Annotated in this window: 18 protein-coding genes and 1 pseudogene; 12 read left to right on the forward strand and 7 right to left on the reverse strand. The window is 59.1% G+C overall.

Translation table 11 applies throughout. The features are described from left to right. Positions 1-44 precede the first annotated feature (44 nt). From ACOYW1_RS04450 to ACOYW1_RS04490, 9 genes and pseudogenes are all read left to right on the forward strand, one after another. Positions 45-539 carry a DUF58 domain-containing protein gene (locus ACOYW1_RS04450; protein WP_482421811.1) on the forward strand — a complete coding sequence of 165 codons (495 nt, stop codon included), beginning with the start codon at positions 45-47 and terminating at the stop codon, positions 537-539. Then, positions 539-1219: a hypothetical protein gene (locus ACOYW1_RS04455; protein ID WP_482421812.1), complete on the forward strand. Its 681-nt coding sequence runs from the start codon at positions 539-541 to the stop codon at positions 1217-1219. Before ACOYW1_RS04450 ends, ACOYW1_RS04455 begins: the two co-directional genes overlap by 1 nt. A gap of 62 nt (positions 1220-1281) precedes the next feature. Continuing rightward, positions 1282-2016, forward strand: coding sequence for a vWA domain-containing protein (locus ACOYW1_RS04460; RefSeq protein ID WP_482421813.1), 735 nt, complete (start codon positions 1282-1284; stop codon positions 2014-2016). Then, on the forward strand, positions 1994-2272 hold the full coding sequence (locus ACOYW1_RS04465) for a hypothetical protein (RefSeq protein WP_482421814.1): 279 nt from the start codon (positions 1994-1996) through the stop codon (positions 2270-2272). The genes ACOYW1_RS04460 and ACOYW1_RS04465 overlap by 23 nt, the downstream gene beginning before the upstream one ends. A 180-nt stretch (positions 2273-2452) precedes the next feature. Continuing rightward, positions 2453-2881 (forward strand): annotated as a pseudogene (locus tag ACOYW1_RS04470) (VWA domain-containing protein); the annotation flags it as partial. Between the two features lie 16 nt (positions 2882-2897). Then, the gene (locus ACOYW1_RS04475; RefSeq protein ID WP_482421815.1) at positions 2898-4115 is read left to right on the forward strand and encodes a tetratricopeptide repeat protein; all 1218 of its coding nucleotides are present in this window, start codon (positions 2898-2900) and stop codon (positions 4113-4115) included. Next, complete coding sequence (locus tag ACOYW1_RS04480) at positions 4116-5858, forward strand: BatD family protein (protein WP_482421816.1); 1743 nt, start codon at positions 4116-4118, stop codon at positions 5856-5858. It abuts the gene before it with no gap. Then, on the forward strand, positions 5855-6592 hold the full coding sequence (locus tag ACOYW1_RS04485; protein WP_482421817.1) for a tetratricopeptide repeat protein: 738 nt from the start codon (positions 5855-5857) through the stop codon (positions 6590-6592). Before ACOYW1_RS04480 ends, ACOYW1_RS04485 begins: the two co-directional genes overlap by 4 nt. Before the next feature lie 457 nt (positions 6593-7049). Beyond that, entirely contained in the window at positions 7050-7622 is a 573-nt protein-coding gene (locus ACOYW1_RS04490; RefSeq protein ID WP_482421818.1) for an REP-associated tyrosine transposase, read from the forward strand. An 88-nt stretch (positions 7623-7710) separates the two neighbouring features. Here the strand turns inward: ACOYW1_RS04490 and ACOYW1_RS04495 are convergent, their stop codons facing one another. The 7 genes from ACOYW1_RS04495 to ACOYW1_RS04525 all read right to left on the reverse strand — a co-directional run bounded on the left by ACOYW1_RS04495 (position 7711) and on the right by ACOYW1_RS04525 (position 17591). Then, on the reverse strand, positions 7711-8550 hold the full coding sequence (locus ACOYW1_RS04495; RefSeq protein WP_482421819.1) for an MBL fold metallo-hydrolase: 840 nt from the start codon (positions 8548-8550) through the stop codon (positions 7711-7713). A gap of 128 nt (positions 8551-8678) precedes the next feature. Continuing rightward, complete coding sequence (locus tag ACOYW1_RS04500; RefSeq protein WP_482421820.1) at positions 8679-11129, reverse strand: ATP-binding protein; 2451 nt, start codon at positions 11127-11129, stop codon at positions 8679-8681. Between the two features lie 135 nt (positions 11130-11264). Continuing rightward, the gene (locus ACOYW1_RS04505; RefSeq protein WP_482421821.1) at positions 11265-12683 is read right to left on the reverse strand and encodes an MFS transporter; all 1419 of its coding nucleotides are present in this window, start codon (positions 12681-12683) and stop codon (positions 11265-11267) included. Then, positions 12664-13221 carry a MarR family winged helix-turn-helix transcriptional regulator gene (locus ACOYW1_RS04510; protein ID WP_482421822.1) on the reverse strand — a complete coding sequence of 186 codons (558 nt, stop codon included), beginning with the start codon at positions 13219-13221 and terminating at the stop codon, positions 12664-12666. The genes ACOYW1_RS04505 and ACOYW1_RS04510 overlap by 20 nt, the downstream gene beginning before the upstream one ends. A gap of 141 nt (positions 13222-13362) precedes the next feature. Next, positions 13363-14697 carry a diguanylate cyclase domain-containing protein gene (locus ACOYW1_RS04515; protein ID WP_482421823.1) on the reverse strand — a complete coding sequence of 445 codons (1335 nt, stop codon included), beginning with the start codon at positions 14695-14697 and terminating at the stop codon, positions 13363-13365. 632 nt (positions 14698-15329) lie between these two features. Then, positions 15330-16322 (reverse strand): hypothetical protein, encoded by a 993-nt coding sequence (locus ACOYW1_RS04520; protein WP_482421824.1) that lies wholly within the window; start codon positions 16320-16322, stop codon positions 15330-15332. Between the two features lie 255 nt (positions 16323-16577). Beyond that, the gene (locus ACOYW1_RS04525) at positions 16578-17591 is read right to left on the reverse strand and encodes a methyltransferase (protein WP_482421825.1); all 1014 of its coding nucleotides are present in this window, start codon (positions 17589-17591) and stop codon (positions 16578-16580) included. 430 nt (positions 17592-18021) lie between these two features. Here ACOYW1_RS04525 and ACOYW1_RS04530 point away from each other — a divergent pair, with 430 nt between their 5' ends. From ACOYW1_RS04530 to ACOYW1_RS04540, 3 genes are all read left to right on the forward strand, one after another. Continuing rightward, the gene (locus tag ACOYW1_RS04530) at positions 18022-18237 is read left to right on the forward strand and encodes a hypothetical protein (protein WP_482421826.1); all 216 of its coding nucleotides are present in this window, start codon (positions 18022-18024) and stop codon (positions 18235-18237) included. A gap of 370 nt (positions 18238-18607) precedes the next feature. Next, positions 18608-19213: a DUF4405 domain-containing protein gene (locus tag ACOYW1_RS04535; RefSeq protein ID WP_482423658.1), complete on the forward strand. Its 606-nt coding sequence runs from the start codon at positions 18608-18610 to the stop codon at positions 19211-19213. A gap of 923 nt (positions 19214-20136) precedes the next feature. Beyond that, positions 20137-20322 carry a metal-sensitive transcriptional regulator gene (locus ACOYW1_RS04540; protein WP_482421827.1) on the forward strand — a complete coding sequence of 62 codons (186 nt, stop codon included), beginning with the start codon at positions 20137-20139 and terminating at the stop codon, positions 20320-20322.

Below are 20322 nucleotides of genomic sequence, written 5' to 3' on the forward strand. Positions count from 1 at the left end.
CGCCATCAAAAACGGGGACAAAGTGGTGATCCGCGACCGACCGGGTGGAACAGTACATTCCCCCCAAGAACGGCTCCGCCCATATCTGGCGGGTCATCCGGGAGATCTTTACCTTTACTCCCTCGTCCCGTGGCACCGATGTGGAAGAGGCCGTGGCCTTTCTGGCGAGGGTCTGCCGCAAGCGCACGGTAAGCTTCGTGATCTCCGATTTCCTCTCCGACCCCTGCACCCGCACCCTGCGGCTGGTGGGAAGAAAACACGAGCTCATCTCCATTCTCCTTTCCGATCCCGGGGATTTTCTGCTTCCCTCCGGCGGACTCCTCACCACCCGGGATTTCGAGACCGGCCGCACCGTGGTCCTCGATGTGTCCAGCCGCAGGTGCCGGGAAAAGGTACGCCAGGTAAAGCTGGCCGAAAAGGCAGAAATCATGGATGAGATGAAGCGCGCCGGGTTGGACGTCATCGAGCTCTCCACCGAGGCCTCCACCACGGACGCCCTTACCCGGTACTTCACCTGGCGGGAAGGGAGGAGGCGCTGATGACATCCCCGATTCAAAAGATTCTTCTGGCTCTGTTTCTGGTGTTTGGCCTGGCCGTGACCTGCCTGCACGCCAATGAGGCATCCCAGCTCATCGCACCTCTTGCGCCAGACTCCCCGGCCATCGCTTCCCAGGCCCCGGACAAGGCCCCCATGTCCGATATCCACGACATCGCCCCGCCTCGATTCACCGGCCTCTCCTCGGGGGTGAAGAAGGCCATGCTCTATGGGGGGATTGCCCTTGGCGTCGTGATTCTCGTGCTTACAGGGCTCTGGCTCTGGTTCCGGCGCAAGCTGGGCCCGAAAAAGGTCCCGGAGATCTACCAGCCGCCGGACGCCCTGGCCCTCATGGCCCTGGATCGCATCGAGCCCCTTATGACACAGGACGGAAAGGCCTTTTACTTTGAGCTTTCCGAAACAGCAAAGCACTACCTCAAGGGGCGCTTTGGCCTGGATGCCCCGGAGATGACCGCAGAAGAGCTGCTTCCGGCCTTGTCCGGCCTGCCGGTTACTCCTGACCAGAAAAAAACGGTCTCCGGTCTGTTTGCCCACGCCGAGCCCGTGAAGTTTGCCGGCATCGCGCCCGACGCCGGGATCATGGCCGGGGATTTTTCCGCCATTCGGCGGTTTGTCACGGACACGGCCCGGGATCCGGACGAGGATGCACCAGATAACGACTGAGTGGGTCCTGCACCTGAAATGTTTTTGCGGGGCGCTTTCACGCGACCTGCCGGAGGCATAACATGTTTGAGTTTGCAACGCCGTGGGCGTTTCTTTTGATGGGGGCCTTTCCGGTCCTCTGGTGGGCGGGTCGGCGGCGCAAGGCACCGGCCTTGAGGGTGTCCACCACCGTTTCCTTTTCTCTGGTGGAGCGGTCCTGGGCCGTGTCCGGCGCGAAGTTGGTGCCTTTGTGTGCCTTTGTGGCCCTTTTTTTGATGATCGTTGCCCTTGCTCGGCCGCGCTTGGGTGTTGAGCACAGCATGGTAAAGACCGCCGGGGTCAATATCGTTATTGCCCTGGACACCTCGGGCAGCATGGCCGCCCTGGACTTTACCCGTGAGGACAAAAGACCGTCAATCGCCTGGACGCTGTCAAAGAGGTGGTGGACCGGTTCGTGGCGGCTGGGAACGGGGGATTGCATCGGGCTGGTCTGTTCCGGCACTGAAGGGATCACCCAGATACCCCTGACTCGGGATTACAACACCATCTCGTCAATCCTTAAAGAGGTGGAGATCGGCGCGGCAGGGGAGCAGACGGCCATCGGCGATGCCCTGGGCATTTCCCTGAAGCGTCTGGAAGACATCGAGAGCACCTCCAACGTCATCGTGCCCTCACGATGGAATAGACACCGCAGGGAACAAACTCACCCCCATGCTCTCTGCCGAGCTGGCCGCCAAACGGGGCGTCAAGGTCTACACCATCGGCGTGGGCACCAAGGGCAAGGTGCCCTTCCTTGTGAACCATCCCCTGTTCGGTAAGCGCTATGTCTATCAGGAGGTCTCCATGGACGAGGAGACCTTGAAAGGGATCGCGGCCAAGACCGGCGGCCTCTACTTCCGGGCCGAGGACGCCGAGGCACTGGCACAGATCTGGGCCACCATCGACCGCATGGAAAAGAGCGGGAGCGAGGGCGACCTCCTGGAACTGAAGATCGCGAGTACTACCGCATTCCCCTTCTCCTGGCCGTGGCGCTTCTCCTGGCCTCCGTCATCCTGGGTAACACACGATTTTTGAGGGTACCATGACCTTTGCAGACTCACACATGCTTTACCTGATCTGGCTCGTACCTGCCGTGGCCGCGCTCTTCGCCTGGGGCGGCATGCGGCGCAGGCGATCTTCTTCGCCTCGGAAAAAAGCCGGGCCTCGGTGCTCCCGGAGCGTACAACGGGTCGCCGGCGGGTTAAGGCGACCCTCATGGTCCTGACGACCTTAAGCCTCATCCTCGCCCTGGCCGGGCCGCGCTACGGGTATGTCTGGCAGGAGGTGGAGCGAAAAGGCGTGGACATCGTGGTGGCCCTGGACTGCTCCAAGAGCATGCTGGCCGAGGACGTGAAGCCCTCCCGTCTGGAGCGGGCCAAGCGGGAACGACCGCCTCCGGCGATGCTGGAAGGGGACCGGGTTGGGCTGGTGGCCTTTGCCGGAGAAGCCTTTCTGCAGTGCCCCCTCACTTTGGACTACAGTTCCTTTAATATGTTCCTGGACGCCCTGACCCCTTCATACCTGCCCGTGGGCGGCACCGACCTCGCAGGGGCCCTTGCTGTCTCCATGGAGGCTTTCAAGACGGAAGACGCAACGGACAAGGCGGTGATCCTCATCACCGACGGAGAGAGCACCGACGGCACCCCCGAAGAGGTGAACGATGGCGGAGCTTGGGATCAAGGTCTTTACCATCGGTGTGGGCAGCAAGGAAGGGGTGCCCGTCCCCGATGCCGGTGGCGGGTTCAAGAAGAACCGGGACGGCAGCATCCTGCTCTCCAAATTGGACGCCACTACCCTCAAGCGCATGGCCGCCATCACCGGAGGCAGCTTTGTGCGGTCCGTGGCAGGCGACATGGACTTAGACGTCATCTACACCCAGGGCATCCGCAAGACCATGGAGGCCCGGTCCCTGGAGAGCTCCCGCAAGAAGGTGTGGGAGAACAGGTACCAGTGGTTTCTGGCGGCGGCTGTTGCCTTCCTGCTTGCCTACCTCAGCCTGGGAGACGCCAAAAAAAATGGCACCGTTGCCCTGGTGGCCCTGTGCCTGCTTCTGCCCCGATACGCCAGCGCCCTGGATCTGGCCTCTCCTCTGGAAAAGGGGGTGACGGCCTTTGACGCCGGGGACTACGAGGGGGCCCTGACCCACTTCATCGACGGGCAGCTCAACGACCCGGACAACCCGGCCATTGATTTCAATATCGGCACCGCCTATTATCGCCTGGAAAAATTCGACGAAGCTGCCAACAGCTTTGAGCGGGCCGCCCGTTCCGAAGACCCCTCCCTTAAAAACAAGGCGCTCTACAACCTGGGCAACAGCCGGTTCAAAAAAGGCGAGGTCAAGGAGGCCATCGAGACCTGGGAGAACCTCCTTAAAGAGGCCCCGGAGGACAAACGGACCGCCGAAAACCTGGACTTTGCGCGAAAACGGCTGGAAGAGATGAAACAGCAGCCCAAAAACCAGCAGGGGAAAGGCGACAACCAGCCCCAAAAGGACGGAGAGCAAGAGTCACAAGACTCCCAGAATTCCGGCCAGCAGGGCCAGGGGCAGAAAGACCAGAGCCAGAAAGATCAAGGGCAACAGGGGGCCCAGGGGGGGCAGAATCAGCAGCCATCCCCTGACCCGGAAAAATCCGGGGACGAGAAGGCTGGTCAACAGCAACAGGCCTCTTCCCCCGATCCTGCCGATGCCAACCCCGCAGGCGGCCAGCCCGGAGATGAAGCCCCCGGCGCGGAGGAGAATCAGGCGATGGGCAGCCAGGGCGAACCCGGGGATGAGGAGATGCAGCAGGCCGCCTCGGCCCTCAACCGATTGAAGGACAAACCCGGCGGCGTCATGATGCGGCGCGCCGAAAAACGACGTGTGGAAAAGGACTGGTAGATGAAACGCTTGTTTCTTTTTTTGATAACGATACTGCTCTTGGGGTCTTCGGCCTCCGGTGTCCAGGCCCAGGGGGCCCGGGCCGTGGTGGATACCAACCGGTTGCGGCTGGGAGAGTCCCTGACCCTGCGCGTCATCGCCGATTTTGACGACGCCCGGGTGGCGATGCCCGAGCTGGCCGATTTTCGCGTGTCGCCCAGGGGTACCAGCTCCCGGGTTCAGATGATCAACGGAACCACCACCCGGGAGGTGGAGAGCCTCTTTCTGCTCATCCCCTTGCGAACCGGTCAGCTCACCATTCCGGCCATTCCCGTCCGTGGAAAGGGCGTGCAGGCCGAGACCCGGCCCATTGTGGTGCAGGTGGACGAGCGCAGCGCCGCGTCAACCTCGGATCAGCCCTGGTCGGTGACGGCCGAGGTCTCCAACACCTCGCCTTACGTGGGGGAGCAGGTGGTGTGGACGTTCAGGTTTCAAACCGCGGCCGCCTTTCAGAACGCGCGCCTGGGAAAACCCGATTTTAACGGTTTCTCCTCGGACGAGATGGGGGAAGGCCGGGCCTTTGAACAGGTGATCAACGGCAGGCGCTATGCCATCCACGAAGTCATCGAGCTGCTCACCCCTCAGAAAGCAGGTGCTTTTGAGATCCAGCCGGCAAGTTTGTCTGTCTCCGTGGTCACGGGGCGCTCCCGCAGGTCCCGGGATCCTCTTTTCGATGATTTTTTCTCCACCCGCAACGTCATGGAGCAGAAGCTTCTCACCACTGAAGCCGTTGCCCTTACCGTTCGGCCCCTGCCGCCGTACTCTGGGAAAACCCCTTTTTCAGGGCTTGTGGGACATTTTTCCCTCACAGCTGCCCTTGAAAACGAGGAGGTTAAGGCCGGAGACCCCCTGACCCTGACCCTGACGATCCAGGGCACGGGCAATATCCGCGATGCCGCTTCCCCCCTTGTCTTTCTGCCCGAGGGCATGAAGCAGTACGGGGACACCCCCGTGGAGGAGATCGCCATGGGACCCTCCGGGTGGCAGGGGAAAAAGACCTTTAAAACAGCCATCGTGCCCCTCAAACCAGGAAACGTGACCATCCCGTCCGTTTCCTTGGTGTGGTTTGACCCCAAAGCTGAAACCTATCGCACGGGGCAATCCGGGCCACTTACCTTTACCGTAACAGAAAACACCGCCGCCGAGGCCGTGGAGGTGTTTCAGGCAGGGGCCGGGGATGCTCCTTCTTTGACACCGGAAAAAAAGGATGTCCGCCTCAAAGGCCGAGACATCCTTCCCTTAAATGTGGACCCGGACGCCGTTGTTCACAGGGCGCCCATGGATGTGACTACCCTTTTGGCCTTGCTGGCAGGGCCCTTTGGGGTGTTTTTGATTCTTGTGGCGGGGCTCAAGCGCTTTGCCCGCGGCCTCAGCGTGGGCCAGGCCCTGGGGCGCAAGGCTTCGGGTAAGCTGAAAGAAGCGGAAAAATCTGTGGGTGACACCGATCAGTTTTACGGCGCCCTTCACGCCGCCCTGGTGGCCGTCATGGGAGCCCTTGCAGGACGCCCCGTGGAAGGGTTGACCGGGAATGATATCCGGCAGATCGTGTCCCGGGCCGGTGGGAAGCCTGAGGCCGCTGAATCGAGCGTGGCTATTCTGGAGGCCGTGGAAGCCGCCCGGTACGGCGGCGCCGCCGAAGGAGAGGGGGGCCGCAAGGAAAAAGTCCGGGCCCTGGCGCAGCTCTTGAAGGAGGTGAAGGCATGAAGCGTCTGTTGTGTATCCTGATTTTGTTGATCCCCGCCGTGGCCTTTGGCAGCGAATTCTCCAAGGCCTTTTACGACGGCATCGCCCACTACGAAAAGGGCTGCTACGACGACGCCCTGGAGAGCTTTCTCTCCATCTCCCGCCAGGGCATTGTAAACGGTAAACTCGCCTACAACCTGGGCAATACCTACATGCAGAAAGGGGACCTGGGTCGCGCCGTTCTCTGGTACGACAGGGCCCATCGCCTCATGCCCGGGGACCCGGACCTGACCTTCAACCGGAACCAGGCCCTCTCCCAGGTGAAAGACCGCCAGGAGGAGACACAAAACCCGGTGGTGTCCGTTCTTTTCTTTTGGAAGCAGGGGCTCTCCCTGAAAACCCTCCAGCAGCTTGCCGTGGGCTTGGGAGTGCTCTTCTGGGGCCTTTGGGCTTTGGCGATCCTTTTGCGCAAGACACCCCTTAAAACCGCAGCTGCCGTAAGCGGCGCCCTGTTTCTTCTTCTGGCCTCCACGGCCCTCTGGGACACCGTTTCCGACGCGCGCATTCAAAGGGGCGTGGTGCTACCCCAGGCCGTCTCCGTGCGTTCAGGCCTTTCGGATACCGCCACCGAGCTTTTTGTCCTCCACGCAGGCAGCCGGGTCACCGTGGAGCAGGAGCGCAGCGGGTGGGTTCGCATCGCCTTTGCCCAAGGCAAGATCGGTTGGGTGAAAAAAGAGAGCGTCGGGGTTATTTGAGGTGGCAAAGAAAGCCTCAACCGAGCCGATTCCATTGGAGCGCCGCACTCCTGTGCGGCATTCGCAGGCCAACGGCATCCCGGGCCATGCCTTTGAACCAGGCAGTCAATAGGATTTCATAACAACAAGACAGTTCATCCTGTTGCCCGAAAAAGCCGCATGGAGTGGGGCGCTCCACAACCGAGCCGACGCCATTGGAGCGCCGCACTCCTGTGCGGCATTGGCAAGACAACGGCATCCCGGGCCATGCCTTTGAACCAGGCAGTCAATAGGATCACTTCACAACAAGACGGTTCACCCCGTTGCCCTGAAAAAGCCGCATGAAGTGCGGCGCTCCATAACCGAGCCGACACCATTGGAGCGCCGCACTCCTGTGCGGCATTCGCAGTCCAATGGCATCCCGAACCATACTTTCAGATCGGGCGGTCAACATGATCATCCTGGCACAGGAGGAAGCATGACGCACCTTGGGTGGCATTCCCGGGGGTACCTTCCCCATTGCGATGCACCGGGCGCTTTGCAGGCCATAACCTTTCGTCTTGCCGACAGCCTTCCCTTTGATGTGTTGAAGAAGATGGAAAGAGACGTTGCGGCATCACCTGACGGCCAAAAGAGCCGTGGATTGCGTCGGCGCATCAATGAGTGGCTCGATACAGGGTATGGGTCGTGTCTTCTGAACCATCCGGAATGCGCGAAAGTTGTTGCAGACGGATTTCGGTATTTTCATCAAACGCGTTATGAACTCATCGCATGGGTGGTGATGCCCAACCATGTTCACCTTGTTATCCGGCAATATGAGGGCTGGCCCCTGGGTGGGGTGATTCGAAGCTGGAAGGTCTTTACCTCAAAGAAGATCAGGGAAGTACATGGGGAGCCACTGCCCGAGAACATTTGGCAACGCGGCTTTTGGGATCGGTTGATTCGAAATGAACACCACTATGAAGCGGCCCTTCAATACATCGCCAACAACCCTGTACATGCTGGGCTTGTGGGGTCTTCCCATGAATGGCCGTGGATGGGCTTGCCCTAATTTTTGAAAAGCCCCACGGAGTGCGGCGCTCCATAAACGAACGTCGTTTGGAATGCCGCATTCCTGCGTGGTTACTATGTCGACCTATTCAAAGGAGATCACCGTCCCGGTGTGGGACCGAACGATACGTGTCTCCGAGTCGGGAGATAAGCCCTTTAAGGTGGTCGGGCCCGCCGCTGCAGTGGCAGATCATGATGTGGGGGATGGCTTCTTTCAGGAAGTAGTCGGTGGTTTTGTCGATGCGGGAAGGGTCGGCCTCCACCAGATGGGTGCCGCCGATGACCGCATGGATGGGTTCCCCAAACTCTTTTTTGACCTTTTCGAGGATGTTCACCACTCCGGGGTGGGAGCAGCCCAGGACCACAACCAGGCCGCGGCAGGTTTTCAGCACGAGGATCTGCTCCTCGGAAAAGTCGTCCACCACGCGGCCGTCATCTCTTTCTACCACAAATCGCTGGTTGATCTTCTCAAAGGGGCTGGTCCTTTCAAAGCCAGTCACCGAGAACACCCCCGGGAAAACTTCCTTTGTGCCCCCTTCCAATTCGTTTACGGCAACGTTTGCCTGCTCAAGCTCCTCTTTCGAAAACGCGTTGCCGAGAAAGGCCTCTCCCGTCTCCCTGAAACCGTATTTCCTGTCGAAAAAACCGGGCCTCACAAAAAGATTCGTCTTTTTCCCGTCAGCCTGTTCCACAAAGGCCTTGTACCCGCCGGAGTGGTCGTAGTGGCCATGGCTGATGAAGACAGAGTCCACGGCATCGGTTTGGATGCCAAGGCGTTCCGCATTTTTGAGGAAGAGGCCCGTTGCCCCGGTATCAAAGAGAAACGAGGTGTCTCCGGCCTTGATGTGAAAGGAGAGGCCGTGTTCGGCTTCCAGGTTCGGATTGTCGCCCAGGGTGTTCTCCACAAGGGCGGTGAGGGTGACCTTCATGATGGTTATCCTTATATCCTTTTGCACATGAGAGACCGCCCGGCATGGACCGGGTGGTCGATAACTTTTTTTTCAGGGTGAAGTATTGTGCGGGGCGAAACAGATGTCAATGCCCCATGGGGGAAATATCAGGCGTCGGGTTTCAGCACGCCCAGGAGGATGTTCCGAAAGTCGGAAAACCGGTAGGGCTTCACGGCAATGGCTTTGATACCGAACTCTTCGTAGCGGGACATGATGGGGTCGCTGGCGTAGCCGCTGGAGATAATGATTTTTGCCTCGGGGTCCATGGCCAGGATCTGCTCCGATGCCTCCCGGCCCCCCATGCCACCGGGGATGGTCAGGTCCAGGATCACCGCGTCAAAGGGCGTTCCCTCTTCGAGCTGGCTTCGGTATGCGCGGACCGTCTCCGAGCCTTCCACGGTGAAGGTGGGGACGATGCCCATCTTGCCCAGGATGGTCTCAATGATTTTTCGGATCACTGCCTGGTCATCCAGAATAAGGACGCGGGCCCCCTCGGCGCTGGTGTCGCCCAGGGGCTCCGGCTGTTTACCGGGGGCCTCCGCAGGGCGGATGTCGGCTGCGGGAAGGTCCACGGTGAAGACGGTGCCCTTGCCCTGTTCGGTATCCACGGAGATGGTGCCGCCGTGCTTGGTGACGATGGCATGGGTGGTGGCCAGGCCCAGGCCGCTGCCCGTGGTTTTGGTGGTAAAGTAGGGGTCGAAGATTTTGTCCAGGTGCTCCGGGTCGATACCGGTACCGGTGTCCCTCACCGTAATGCGGACGATTCGGCCGCCTGTTGCCCGGACGTTTTTTGCCGTTAAGGTGACGATCCCTCCGGTGGCCATGGCCTGATGGGCGTTGATGATGAGGTTGCCGATGATCTGGCTGAGCTGCCCCTTGTCCGCAGCCACGGGCCACAGATCGTCGTCGATGGCGGTCTCCAGCCGGGTGTTGAGCCCGTGGGTGGCAAAGGTGGCGGCGTCGCTGAGTGTTTTCCCCACGTGAATGATTTTTTTCACCGGGGCTTCGTTTTTGGCAAAGGTGAGAAACTGGCCGGTAAGGGCCACGGCCGCTTCCATGGACTCCTCGGCAGAGGAGAGGTACGTCAGGGCTTCATGATCTGTGGGCAGGGCCAGTTTTGCCATGGAGACGTTGCCGTAGAGCCCGGTGAGCAGGTTGTTGAAGTCATGGGCGATGCCGCCGGCAAGGATTCCCAGGGATTCGAGCTTCTTCATCCGCAGGGCCTCCTCTTCGGCCTTTGTTTTGTCCGTGATGTCCTTGAAAACAAAAACGGCGCCGGTGACAAGCCCCTCTTCGTCGCGGGTGGGGGCCATGTTGCAGGAGATTCTGAAGGGGGCGCCGCTGCGGGATACCAGGACGGCTTCGGTGGTGGTGTCCGTTGGCTGCCGGTCCGTGGGGACGCTGAGATCCGGAGGGGGCAGGGGACGGGCCGTGTGGGTATCCCTGAGCCGGAAAATTTCGGCCATGGGCTTGCCGCAGGCATCGGCCAGGGACCAGCCGGTGAGGACTTCGGCAGCAGGGTTGAGGCGGGTGACGGTGCCCTCGGTGTCGGTGACCATGACCCCGTCTCCGATGGAGTCCAGGGTGATGCGCAGGTTCTCCCTGCTGTCCCGGAGTTTTTTGGTTTGCCGGCCCACCTGTTTCCTCAGGCTCGTGGTCCAGGCCCACAGCAGGAAGATAATGGACAGCACAATGCCCGCCATGACTTCGAGGCTGATGACCAGGCTGTCTGGCACCCATCTGTCCCCCGGGCTGATCCATCGGCGATAAATGTCCCTGCGGCGGTTCGGCGGGATATTGTCCACGGTTTTTTCTATGATGTCGAAGAGCTCCGGGGTATCTGGGGAGGTTGCCAGGGCCACGCGGTTGAGAAAGCGGGTCCTGCCGGCAATGTGCACGTTGGTGAGCCCTAAGGCCTCAATGAGGTAAGAGGCCTCCATGCTGTTGGCGATCATGGCATCACAGGTCCCGGACGAGACCGCGTGGAGACCTTGAATGCTGCTTTTTACTCCGGTGATGGCGATGTGGGGGTAGTGGCGTGCCAGGGTGGTGTGGACCGTGTCGTGGGCCACCGCGCAGAGGGTTTTTCCTGCAAACTCCGGGATGCCCGTGGCGTGGCTGGTTTTACGGGTGATGATGGCGTAGGGCACTTTGACTATCGGGGCGGTGACGAAAAGGTTTTCCGGCCCTTCCCTGGACCGGCTGGCAGCCAGGATGATTACGTGGCGGTTCTGCTCGGCATGGGCCAGAAGATCGCCCCACCGGGCAAAGGGACGAATGGGCAGCTGCAGGCCCAGGTTTTTTTCTATTTCACGGAGGTAGTCCACGAACAGGCCGTCATAGGCTCCGCTTTCGTCGCGGAAGGTGAAGGGGGGGCGATCCTCCTGCAGGAGGACCGCAAGGTGCTTCCCATTGGTCGCAAGCCAGTCCTGCTCTTCCTGTGTCAGGGGAAGGGGGGCTTCAGTCCGGCAGGCCGAAAGGCAAAGGAGGCCGATGAAGACCAGCAGCAGGCGGCGGAGCCTCCGCCGTCCGGCCGCAGGCAATGGGGTGTGGGCCATGGGTCCTCTGTCCGCTTGGGGTGAGTGGATGTGTAGAGATACGACAAAATATCCGATCGGTGGGAAGGCGGAGGCTCAAGACGGGTCGACTTTCACCCGTCCGGTCCACCACGGCCCACAGAAGGCCAGTGTCTTCTAACTCCGAGGTTCAAGCAGGGCCTCGTCGGATTTTTTTTCCATGCGTCCCATGGAGCAGAAGATGCCGATGACGCTCAGGACAGTGAAGATGAGAAAGCCGGTGCCCATGGCCTCCACAAAGGCGCCAGCGGTTTGACGGGTCACCGGGGCATCGCCCATGAAGAGGGTGAGGATGAAGGTGATGACCGTCATGGCGGTGAGCATCCCCACGGTCCGCATGGTGGCGATGAGGCTGGAGGCGATGCCGTAGTCTCTGGGGGCAACGCTGCCCATGACCGTGGTCATGTTGGGCGAAGAGAAGAGGGCAAAGCCGATACCTAAAAGTACGAGGATGCCCAACAGGGCGTGGATGGAGGTCTCCATGCGGATGGTGGCGCACAGGGCCAGGGCCGCGGTGCAGAGTCCCATGCCGAAGGTGGCGATGCGGGCGGGCGGCAGGGTGTCGGCGAGCCTGCCGGAAACCGGGGATAAGATGGCCTGGAGGATGGGCTGGGTGACGAGGATAAGCCCCGCACTCTGGGGGGAGAGCCCCTTGACCTGCTGGAGGTAGAGGCTGAAAAAGAAGGTCACCCCGAAGGAGGCCGCGTAGTTGATCAAGGTGGCGATGTTGCTCATGGCAAAGACCCGGTTTTCCATGAGGAGCCGTACGTTGAGGATGGGGGAGTCGCTTTTGGCCTCCCAGGCGAGGAAACCGGCCATGCCCCCAAGGCCCAGGATAAGAAGGCCTGCGTGGAGTGATCCGTCCTTGAGGTGGGTGGCCCCAAAGATCATGGCAAACAGGGAGCCCATGTAAAGGAGACTGCCCGTCCAGTCAAAGGGCATGCCTTCTGCCCCTTTCCATTCGCCCTTGAGGCGGGTGAGTGTCAGGACCAGGGAGGCAAGCTCCAGGGGCAGGGCAGTGAAAAAGATCCATCGCCACCCCATGTGGGTGACCATGAACCCTGCCAAGGTGGGACCTGCGGAGAGACCCAGGTAGACTGCCGCCACAACGATCCCCATGGCTTTTCCCCTTTTGGAAGGGGGGATCACCGAAGAGAGAATGGCCACGCTGGTGGCCGTGACCATGGAGGCGCCTGCACCCTGGAGAAATCGGCAGAGGATGAAGGCCCCGATGGTGGGGGCCATGGCCAGAAAGAGGGTGGCCACGGTGAAGATCACCGATCCGGAGACAAAGATTTTTTTCCGTCCGTGGATATCACCCATGCGCCCTGCAGGGAGCATGATCAGGGACACGGCCAGGATGTACACCATCTCCACCAGGCCGAGCTGTACGGCACCGGCGGAGAACTCGTGTCCGATGGCGGGCAGGGCCACGCCCACGGCGGACATCATGAACGGGGTCAGGAATTGGATCACCGACACCACGAAGATGGTGACGGCAGGTGAGATGGTTTGTTCAGGGGGGTGTGTCTGCATGATGCGCTGTTCTATTCCTTTCAGCATCGATGGATGCGTCGTTTATCTGGTTTTGCGGGGGGGATGCCCCGATGTGCTCTGGTTGTCGTCTGTTCCGTACCGATGAAGCAATATCCGCCATGATGCGGTCTAAAAGCGTGAGGGTCGCTTGTTTTTCGGGCTCGGAGAGGCCTGACACCAGCGTGTTGGAGGCGTTGCCCAGCACCTTGTAGAAATCCTGCTCCATTTCACGGGCCAGGGGGGTGATGGCCACAAGTTTCTGGCGGCGGTTTTCGGGGTTGACCTCCCGGGTGACGAGCCCTTTTTTCCCAAGCTGGTCCAGGGCCCGGGCCGTGGCCGCCGGGTCAATGCAGAGTGCTATGGAGAGTTCATTCTGTGTGACGGGGCGCTGCTGGTGGAACAACTCTGCCAGAAAGGGGAACTGGGCTGTGGTGATACCCAGGGCGGCCATTCCGTCACGTGACAGGGCGGCATGGAGCCGTTGGATCATGGCAAAACGGTAACCGAAGGATGTTTTTCGTGAGTCGGGATGTTTCATGACCGCTCCTATGGGGTGATTATAAACATTGATATGTCAAATGTTGACATGTCAATAATTAGCGAGGTGACGTGTTCCTGTCAATGGTATTTTTGTGTGTGAAGGGCATGGGCGACCACTTTTGGGCGGTCGGGGCAGGGGCTACTGGTTCTTTTGGGAATACATGGCCAAGTCCGCATGGTTGATGAGGGCCTCGCCGGAGGTGCCGTCGTCCGGGTAGAGGCTGACACCGATGCTGGCGCCCACGGAGATTTCTCTGCCGCAGGAGAGGGCCACCGGTGCCTGGATGATACGTGCCACCTTGGATGCCATGGCGTCGGCGTCGTGCCTGGTGACCATGTCGTGGAAAAGGAGGATAAACTCATCACCGCCGACCCGTGCGATGATATCCGACTGACGGAGGTTGGTCTTGAGGCGGCGGGCCAGGGTGGTCAAAACAGCGTCACCGGCCTCGTGCCCGAACCGGTCGTTGATGGGCTTGAAGCGGTCCAGGTCCACATACAGGAGGGAAAATCCTTTTTTCTTTCGGCGGGAGAGAAGGATGAGTTGGGAGAGGTGTTCCTCCAGCAGGCGACGGTTGGAAAGGCCGGTGAGGGGGTCCTCAAGGGCAATGAGATGAATGCGCCGGTAAGAGCGCAGCAGGGCGTGGACAAGACCGGAGATGATAAGGGAGAGCAGCAGGCCCGACCAGCGGATCACGGAGAGTACGGAGGTGCTTTCCACCCACCCGGTGGCCGGGACGGCGGCAAGGAGCCATGTGCCGGCAGGGAGCTTGACGGGGAGCACCGCTGCATGTGGATCTTCGAAGAGTTGAGGCTCTCCGTAGAACACATCGCCGGACATGCCGAGGCCGTCTTTTCCCTTGAGTGCGAATTGCACCGTGGGATTCGGTTCCAGAAGGCCGCTGAGGCGGTAGAGGGACTTCTCATCAATGGCCACGCTGGCCACGCCCCAGTAGATGTTGTCCCGGGGATAGATGGGGATACGGCAGACAAAGGCCCTGCCCCCCTGAACCAGGAGCATGGGGCCAGCCATAAGGGGCTGACGGTAGATCATGGCCCGCTCCACCGTGGCCCACTGGTCGGGATGGTCTGCGTAACGAAGGCCCAAAGCCTTTTCGTTCCCTATAGCAGGGAAGATGTGGGTGATGACATTGTCTTTGGCAAGGGTGATGCTTCGGATGTGGGGTGCCCCGGACATGATGTGTCTGGCCACATTTTCAAAGGCGCGGTCCGGGGAATCGGGCTGGGACCGGATCACCGCCGCCAGGCCGAGGCAGAGATTCAGGGTGGTGCTGAGCTCCACCTCCATCCGGGTGCGGATTGCCCCGGCGTGCTCGTAGACCTTGCGGTACTGCACATCCCGGAGGTGCTGCCGTTCGCGTTTGACCACGTAGTGGCTTGTGCCCATAAGAAGGGCAAAGAGAAGAAGGGGGAGGGTCGGGATCGCCCAGGAACCGGTGATGCGATAGTTCATGCCTTACTCCGGGAGCCGAAAAACGTAAACGGCTCCTGATTCAGCTTCTGTCCCATGGCGGACAGGGGTGGAGAAAGGGGCCAAACGGGTTGTGGGCCGACGCAAAAGCCAAAGCTCTCTGTCGCGGCAGTTTCTGGGGTTCAGGAGTTTTGGGACCGGGGTGTGCGGTTGAGGAGAACTCCAGTTAGTAAACGTATCACCGTTTACTATGAATAAAGCCGAATCATGTCAACAGCAAAGTGGGATGCGGGCAGGGTCAACGCATTTAAAAACTCAGTTGCCTCCGGCGGGTCGCTTTTTGAAAAAAGCTCCGCAAAAACGTTCCGGTAATAAAAAAAGAAGAGAGGTTATACCGTGTAGAGACGCATCCTCAAAAAACAAAACCTGTTTATCAAACTTTTTAAAAGTTTGGCCCCGGACAGGGCCGCCGGAGGCAAAATCCAAATGTGTTAGCCTTGGGGATGCGGGGGAGAAAATGGGCCGGGCGTTTTGGTTTAGGGCTATGCCCTAAAATAATAAGACATAACGATACGCCGCCTCAAATTCGTTATGTATCGAAGCAACGATCAAAAAATCCTGGCTCAGGACTGATGGGATGATCCCGTCATGTGTCTTTATTCTATTCATTGCCCTTACAGACGCCAGCCCCAGTACGCCAGAAATGTGGGAAAGTCCCGCATGTCCGACCGCTCCCGTGCCCAGGGCTTGAGGCTGGTGTAAAAAAGGGTGCCGTCGGTTTTGGATGCCCCCAGTTTTTTGTCTTCTCCCACTCGCCAGTCAAAGGCCCACCAGCTCATCAGCAGTCGCTCCCTGGGTTTTTGGCTTCCCTTGACATAGCCAGAGCGGGAACCTGTGGATTCGTACAGCGAGGTGGTTCCCCCCGTGGGCAGGGGCAGGGCCTCCAGGGAGGAGAGCGGGGCTGTTTCGGTTTTGATGCGCCGGTAACGTATCAGGGCATGTTCGGGCTCCAGCCACATGTCTTTGACCCGGTGGGTGCCGTCCCGGAGGAGAACCATGAGGCGCTTTGATTCCGGTTTCTCTCCCAGGCGGATGAGGGCGGGGAGGTTTTCGGAGTGAACCGTCTGTCGGTCCTGGGGCCAGCCTGCGGGGTGCGCGCTCTGCGGCAAAAGGTTGGTGGGCACGAAGGCCAGGTAGCAACCGCAGGTGTGTACCGTGGTGTAGAGAACGGGCTTCATCTCCCGGTTGAGGGTCGCCACCACCAAGAGTCCGACGTTTTTTCCCTTTCCCAGGTAATAGGGCAGGAGCCCGCCGGGAACCTCCTGAAAGTGGACGCGGTAGACAAGGTTTGTCCAGCTCCCGTTGCCTGTGTCGAACCGTCGGGTTTCGGTGTAGCGACTCGACCAGGGGTCCACCCGGATCTCTTCCGTGCCGTCGCCTCCGAGCCCGGCCGTGGGGGTGCCCACGAGGTTGTAAAACTGTTCGGGTTCTTCGACGACAAAGGCCGGTGCGTACCGGCTGAGAATCGTGTTGTCCTCGGGGGGCAGGAAGGCCACAACATCATGGGGCGCCGGGGGCGCGGAACGGGTGGCGCACCCGCCGAAACCGAGCAGCAGAAGAAGACAAAGAGCCCAGGCCCGCAGACTGCGATGATTTCGGTTGATCATGTCCAGGGTCCTCAATGAAGATGGGTGGGGGACTCCGCCTGTTCGGAGCTGAAGCAGCACAGGATAATGGGGGCGGTGAACAGTGAAAAGGGGAGTCCGGTGTGTTCCTTTGAACGTACACGATGGGTTCAGGAATTGACAGGCCAAAATGTGGCTTGTGCCACACGGGAATACCCCCCTCGGGGGCCATCCGGCAGTCTCCTGCCGGGGCCTCCTGACCCGGATATTTTAGTCACTGTTTTCTGGCCGATGTTTCTATCCGGAAGGCTTTTGCACGGCAAAAAGCAGAGCCCATGTGTCGTGGTCCAGGGATGTTCGGGGCGCTGTGAGGCCGCATTCCCCAGTGGCGGATTCCAGTTCGTCGGAATCAAGGACGTGGGCGGGATACCCGGACAGGCTTGCGTGGAAGTTCATCAGGGCGTTGATGAGGTTTGGCCTGCCCTCGGTGGGGGCCATGTGGTTGAGGACAAGCCACCCACCCGGCTTCAGGGGTTGGGCAAGGCGCCTGATCACCTCAATGAGCCGCCCGCTCCAGGCGTAGAGGATGTGGGACGCAAAAACAATGTCGTAGGTCCCTTCCGGCGCGTCGGTGTTCAGGTTCAGGTCCTGCACCGTTATGCGTTCGCTGTAGCCGTACTTTTTGTGAATCTCGGCGGCCGGTCCCGTGACATGGGGAAGGTCGCAGACCGTGGCTGTCAATCCGGGGTTGGCGTCCAAAAGGGCCATGCTGTAAAAACCGTGGTTTCCTCCCACATCGCACAGGGTGGAGAACCCGTCGAAGCCGGGCAGGTCACGGATGAAGGCAAGGGCTTTTTGGACGGGGCCCCTCAGGGAGGCTCGCCCCATGCCCTCCAGGGCCTCGGGCTTTGCCCACAAGCTTTCCGTCTTTTTTTGTTCAGCTTCCGAGGTTTTCATGCGGGCCGGGATGTCGGCCAGGGCGGTCTCGTAGAGTCCGGTAAGCATGGTGATAAAGGGGGCCTGGCAGGCGTCCGATGCGCGGACAAGGTACTGCTGAGCCGAGGGGGTGTTCTGGTAGCTCTTCCCGTCGGTTTCCACGAGTTCCAGGGCCACAAGGGTCTCCAGCAGGGCCTTGGTCTGAACGGGGCCCGCGTCCAGGGCCATGGTGAGCTCTTCGACGGTGGCGGGGCCTTTGGCGAGTTGGTCAAAGAGACCGATCTCCATGGCTCCCAGGAGGATTCGGTGGCCGTACCCGGCGGCGACAATGTGATGGATGGGGCGAAATGGGGCGGTGATGTCCGGGAGGTGCATGGTGTCTCCTTTTCTTCCGTAATCTGGATAGAACCATGGTTTTGAACGGTGGAACGCCTTTTCATTACCGGCTCTGTAACGGGGCGCATCCGTCAGGGCCTGAAGTGGGGGGAGGATGGAGAACTCTGACGTGGTTGTTGTGTATCATTTTTTGTTGGTGTTTATAAACTAGTAATATGCACTCCGGATGGTGGTGTCAGACAAAAAGCGGTCGTGTGTCAATATATTGTTCCTTTATTTTGGGGCTGGAAAAAACCGGTTTTGGATGCTTGATATTGTTTTGGTTAGGCAAAAAATACTTGACACTTCATACTTGGCATGGGTAATGAAGTTATTCGAGATGTCGGGGAGAAAAACAAGGCACACAGCGGGGCGTTTTTTCCACTTTGCCCCGGATGAACCAACGCACTGAATCGCAAGGAATGGACGGATGATACCTGAAGGGCACAGCCAGATACTCAAGACCATTGAAACGTTGTACGAAGACCTTTTTCATCATGACGGCCACGGTCGCATGGAACTTGAGATGCGGTTTTTGAAAAAGGGGCAGAAGGAGATTCTGGTCCGCTGCGGAAAGGACTACCGGTTTGTGGTGGATTTTGCTGCCCCGAAGAGGAGCGGTGCTCCTGGTTCGGATATTTCATGAGAAAACGATTCATCAGTAACTATTCAGCTATGCCTCCGGCGGGTCGTTTTTTTAAAAAAAAGCTCCGCAAAAAACTTTTCTAGCGCGGGTGCGAAAATGTCGAAATTGTTTCGGCGTAGCCTGGAAGGCTTACTTAAGACCTGTTTGTCAAACTTTTTAAAAGTTTGGCCCCCGGCAGGGCCGCCGGAGGCAATTTTGAGCTGAATAGTTACATTCATCAGAACAATCTGGTGAAGCCCTGCCTACAGGGTGATTCTCACGTTGGTGCGGTAACATGAACATGACATCACCCGGCTGCCCATGGAGCCGTCTGTACGGAAGATATCCTTAAAGAATTACTTCTCGTTGACCCCTGTGTCCCTTTGTCGTCCTGACGGTGTCGTCCATTGTGCTGTATGTCATGCCCCACGGCCGGGTGGCGTTCTGGGCGGACTGGCATTACTGGGGGCTTGCCAAGGCGGATTGGGACAACGTCCACATCAACAGCGGCATCTTGTTTTTGGCTGCGGCCTGTCTGCACGTGGTGTTGAACTGGTCCCTGGTCCTTGCCTATGTCCGCAAAAAAGCCAGGGGGGTAAGACGGCCAATGTCCGGAGAGTGCGCCGGGGCCCTTGGTATTACCCTTGCCGTGGTGGTGGGGACGATCCTGATGCTCCCTCCCTTTACCCTGACCCTGGAGCTGAGCGACACCCTGAAGGATCGCGGCGAACAAAAATACGGCACGCCTCCTTACGGCCATGCCGAGCTGTCGTCCGTTGAGGTGCTTTCCCGGAGAATGGGGCTGGACCCGATGATCAGCGTTCGGAATCTTACGGATAGCGGAATGACAGTGACCGACGGAAAGCAGAGTCTCCTTGAGGTGGCAAAGGCAAATCACACCACTCCCAGGGAAATCTACGACGTGATGTGCCGGGATCAGGGCGAGGTGAAGAAAAGGGGGATGAAGCGCCAAGGTGCCGCGGCACACGGGTCGTGACGGTTTTGAACCTGACCACGTTGTAATGCTTCGGTTGCCTTATATGGTTAAGCTGGCAGGAAAAGCATGCCTCCGGCGGGTCGCTTTTTGAAAAAAACTCCGAAAAAGCTATCGGCAGCAGGCCTCGTCATTCGTTAAACCTGTTTGTTAAACCTTTGGCCGCCGGAGTTATTCCGGTTAAAGTCAAACGAATCCCAAAAGTTCTTCATTGTGTTTTTAGAAGAATGAAATGGGCCTCTCCTGCAAAGACGGTTACCAGATGTCACACATCACGCGAATGCCCCGATAACGCAGGTAGAATGACGGCCTCCATGCATTCGCCTCAGGGTTTCAAGGTGCCCCCACCTTGCAGCCGGAGGCCGTGCGGTTAAATCAACACAGGGCAAGTGGTGACAACGTATCCTGTAACGTCGAAGCTTGCGATCCAGTCCGCATAAACCATCAGCGTTCATGTCGGGCGCAGCCCGAGCCGAAGGCCATTGCGCTTTGCCCTGAGGAACGAAGGGCAAAGCGCAATGGCAATAAGCTTTCGAGGTGGCTCACCTCGCCGCCGGAGGCAGGTTTTTCCATGCACTTTAACCATCGAAGGCTGTTTGTGGGCTGAAGAGTTACACCACCCTTTTCTTTATGCATTGTCGGTCCCGCCATCCCTGATGGCGTATTCGGGTCAGGGTGGCACAGCGTTTCCGCCGTTTGGTTGGTCGGCAATATGCGGCGTCGATACGCGGTGTTGTTGGTGCATAAAAAGTACGGCATGCCTAAAAAATGCATTGACATCGGTTTGCCTGATGCATACCCTACGGGGGTAGGGTACATAACACATGAGGAGGCATCGATGATCAACGAAGAGGTGAAAAAAGACGCCCTGCTCCGGCTGAAAAAAGTCGAAGGGCAGGTGCGCGGCATCGCCAGATGAGGTGAAGGTGGCAGAGTATTGTATCGACATCATCAATCAGGTCACTGCCGCTGAAAAAGCCCTGAACATGGTGGCTCGTATCGTCATGAAACGCCACGTGGAGAGCTGCGTGAAAGAGGCTATTTTAAAGGGCGAGGGCCAGGAGAAGATCAACGAGTTGATTGATACGGTCTACCGGTATTCCAAGAAATAA

This window comes from Desulfoluna sp. CYM3A (assembly GCF_056829965.1).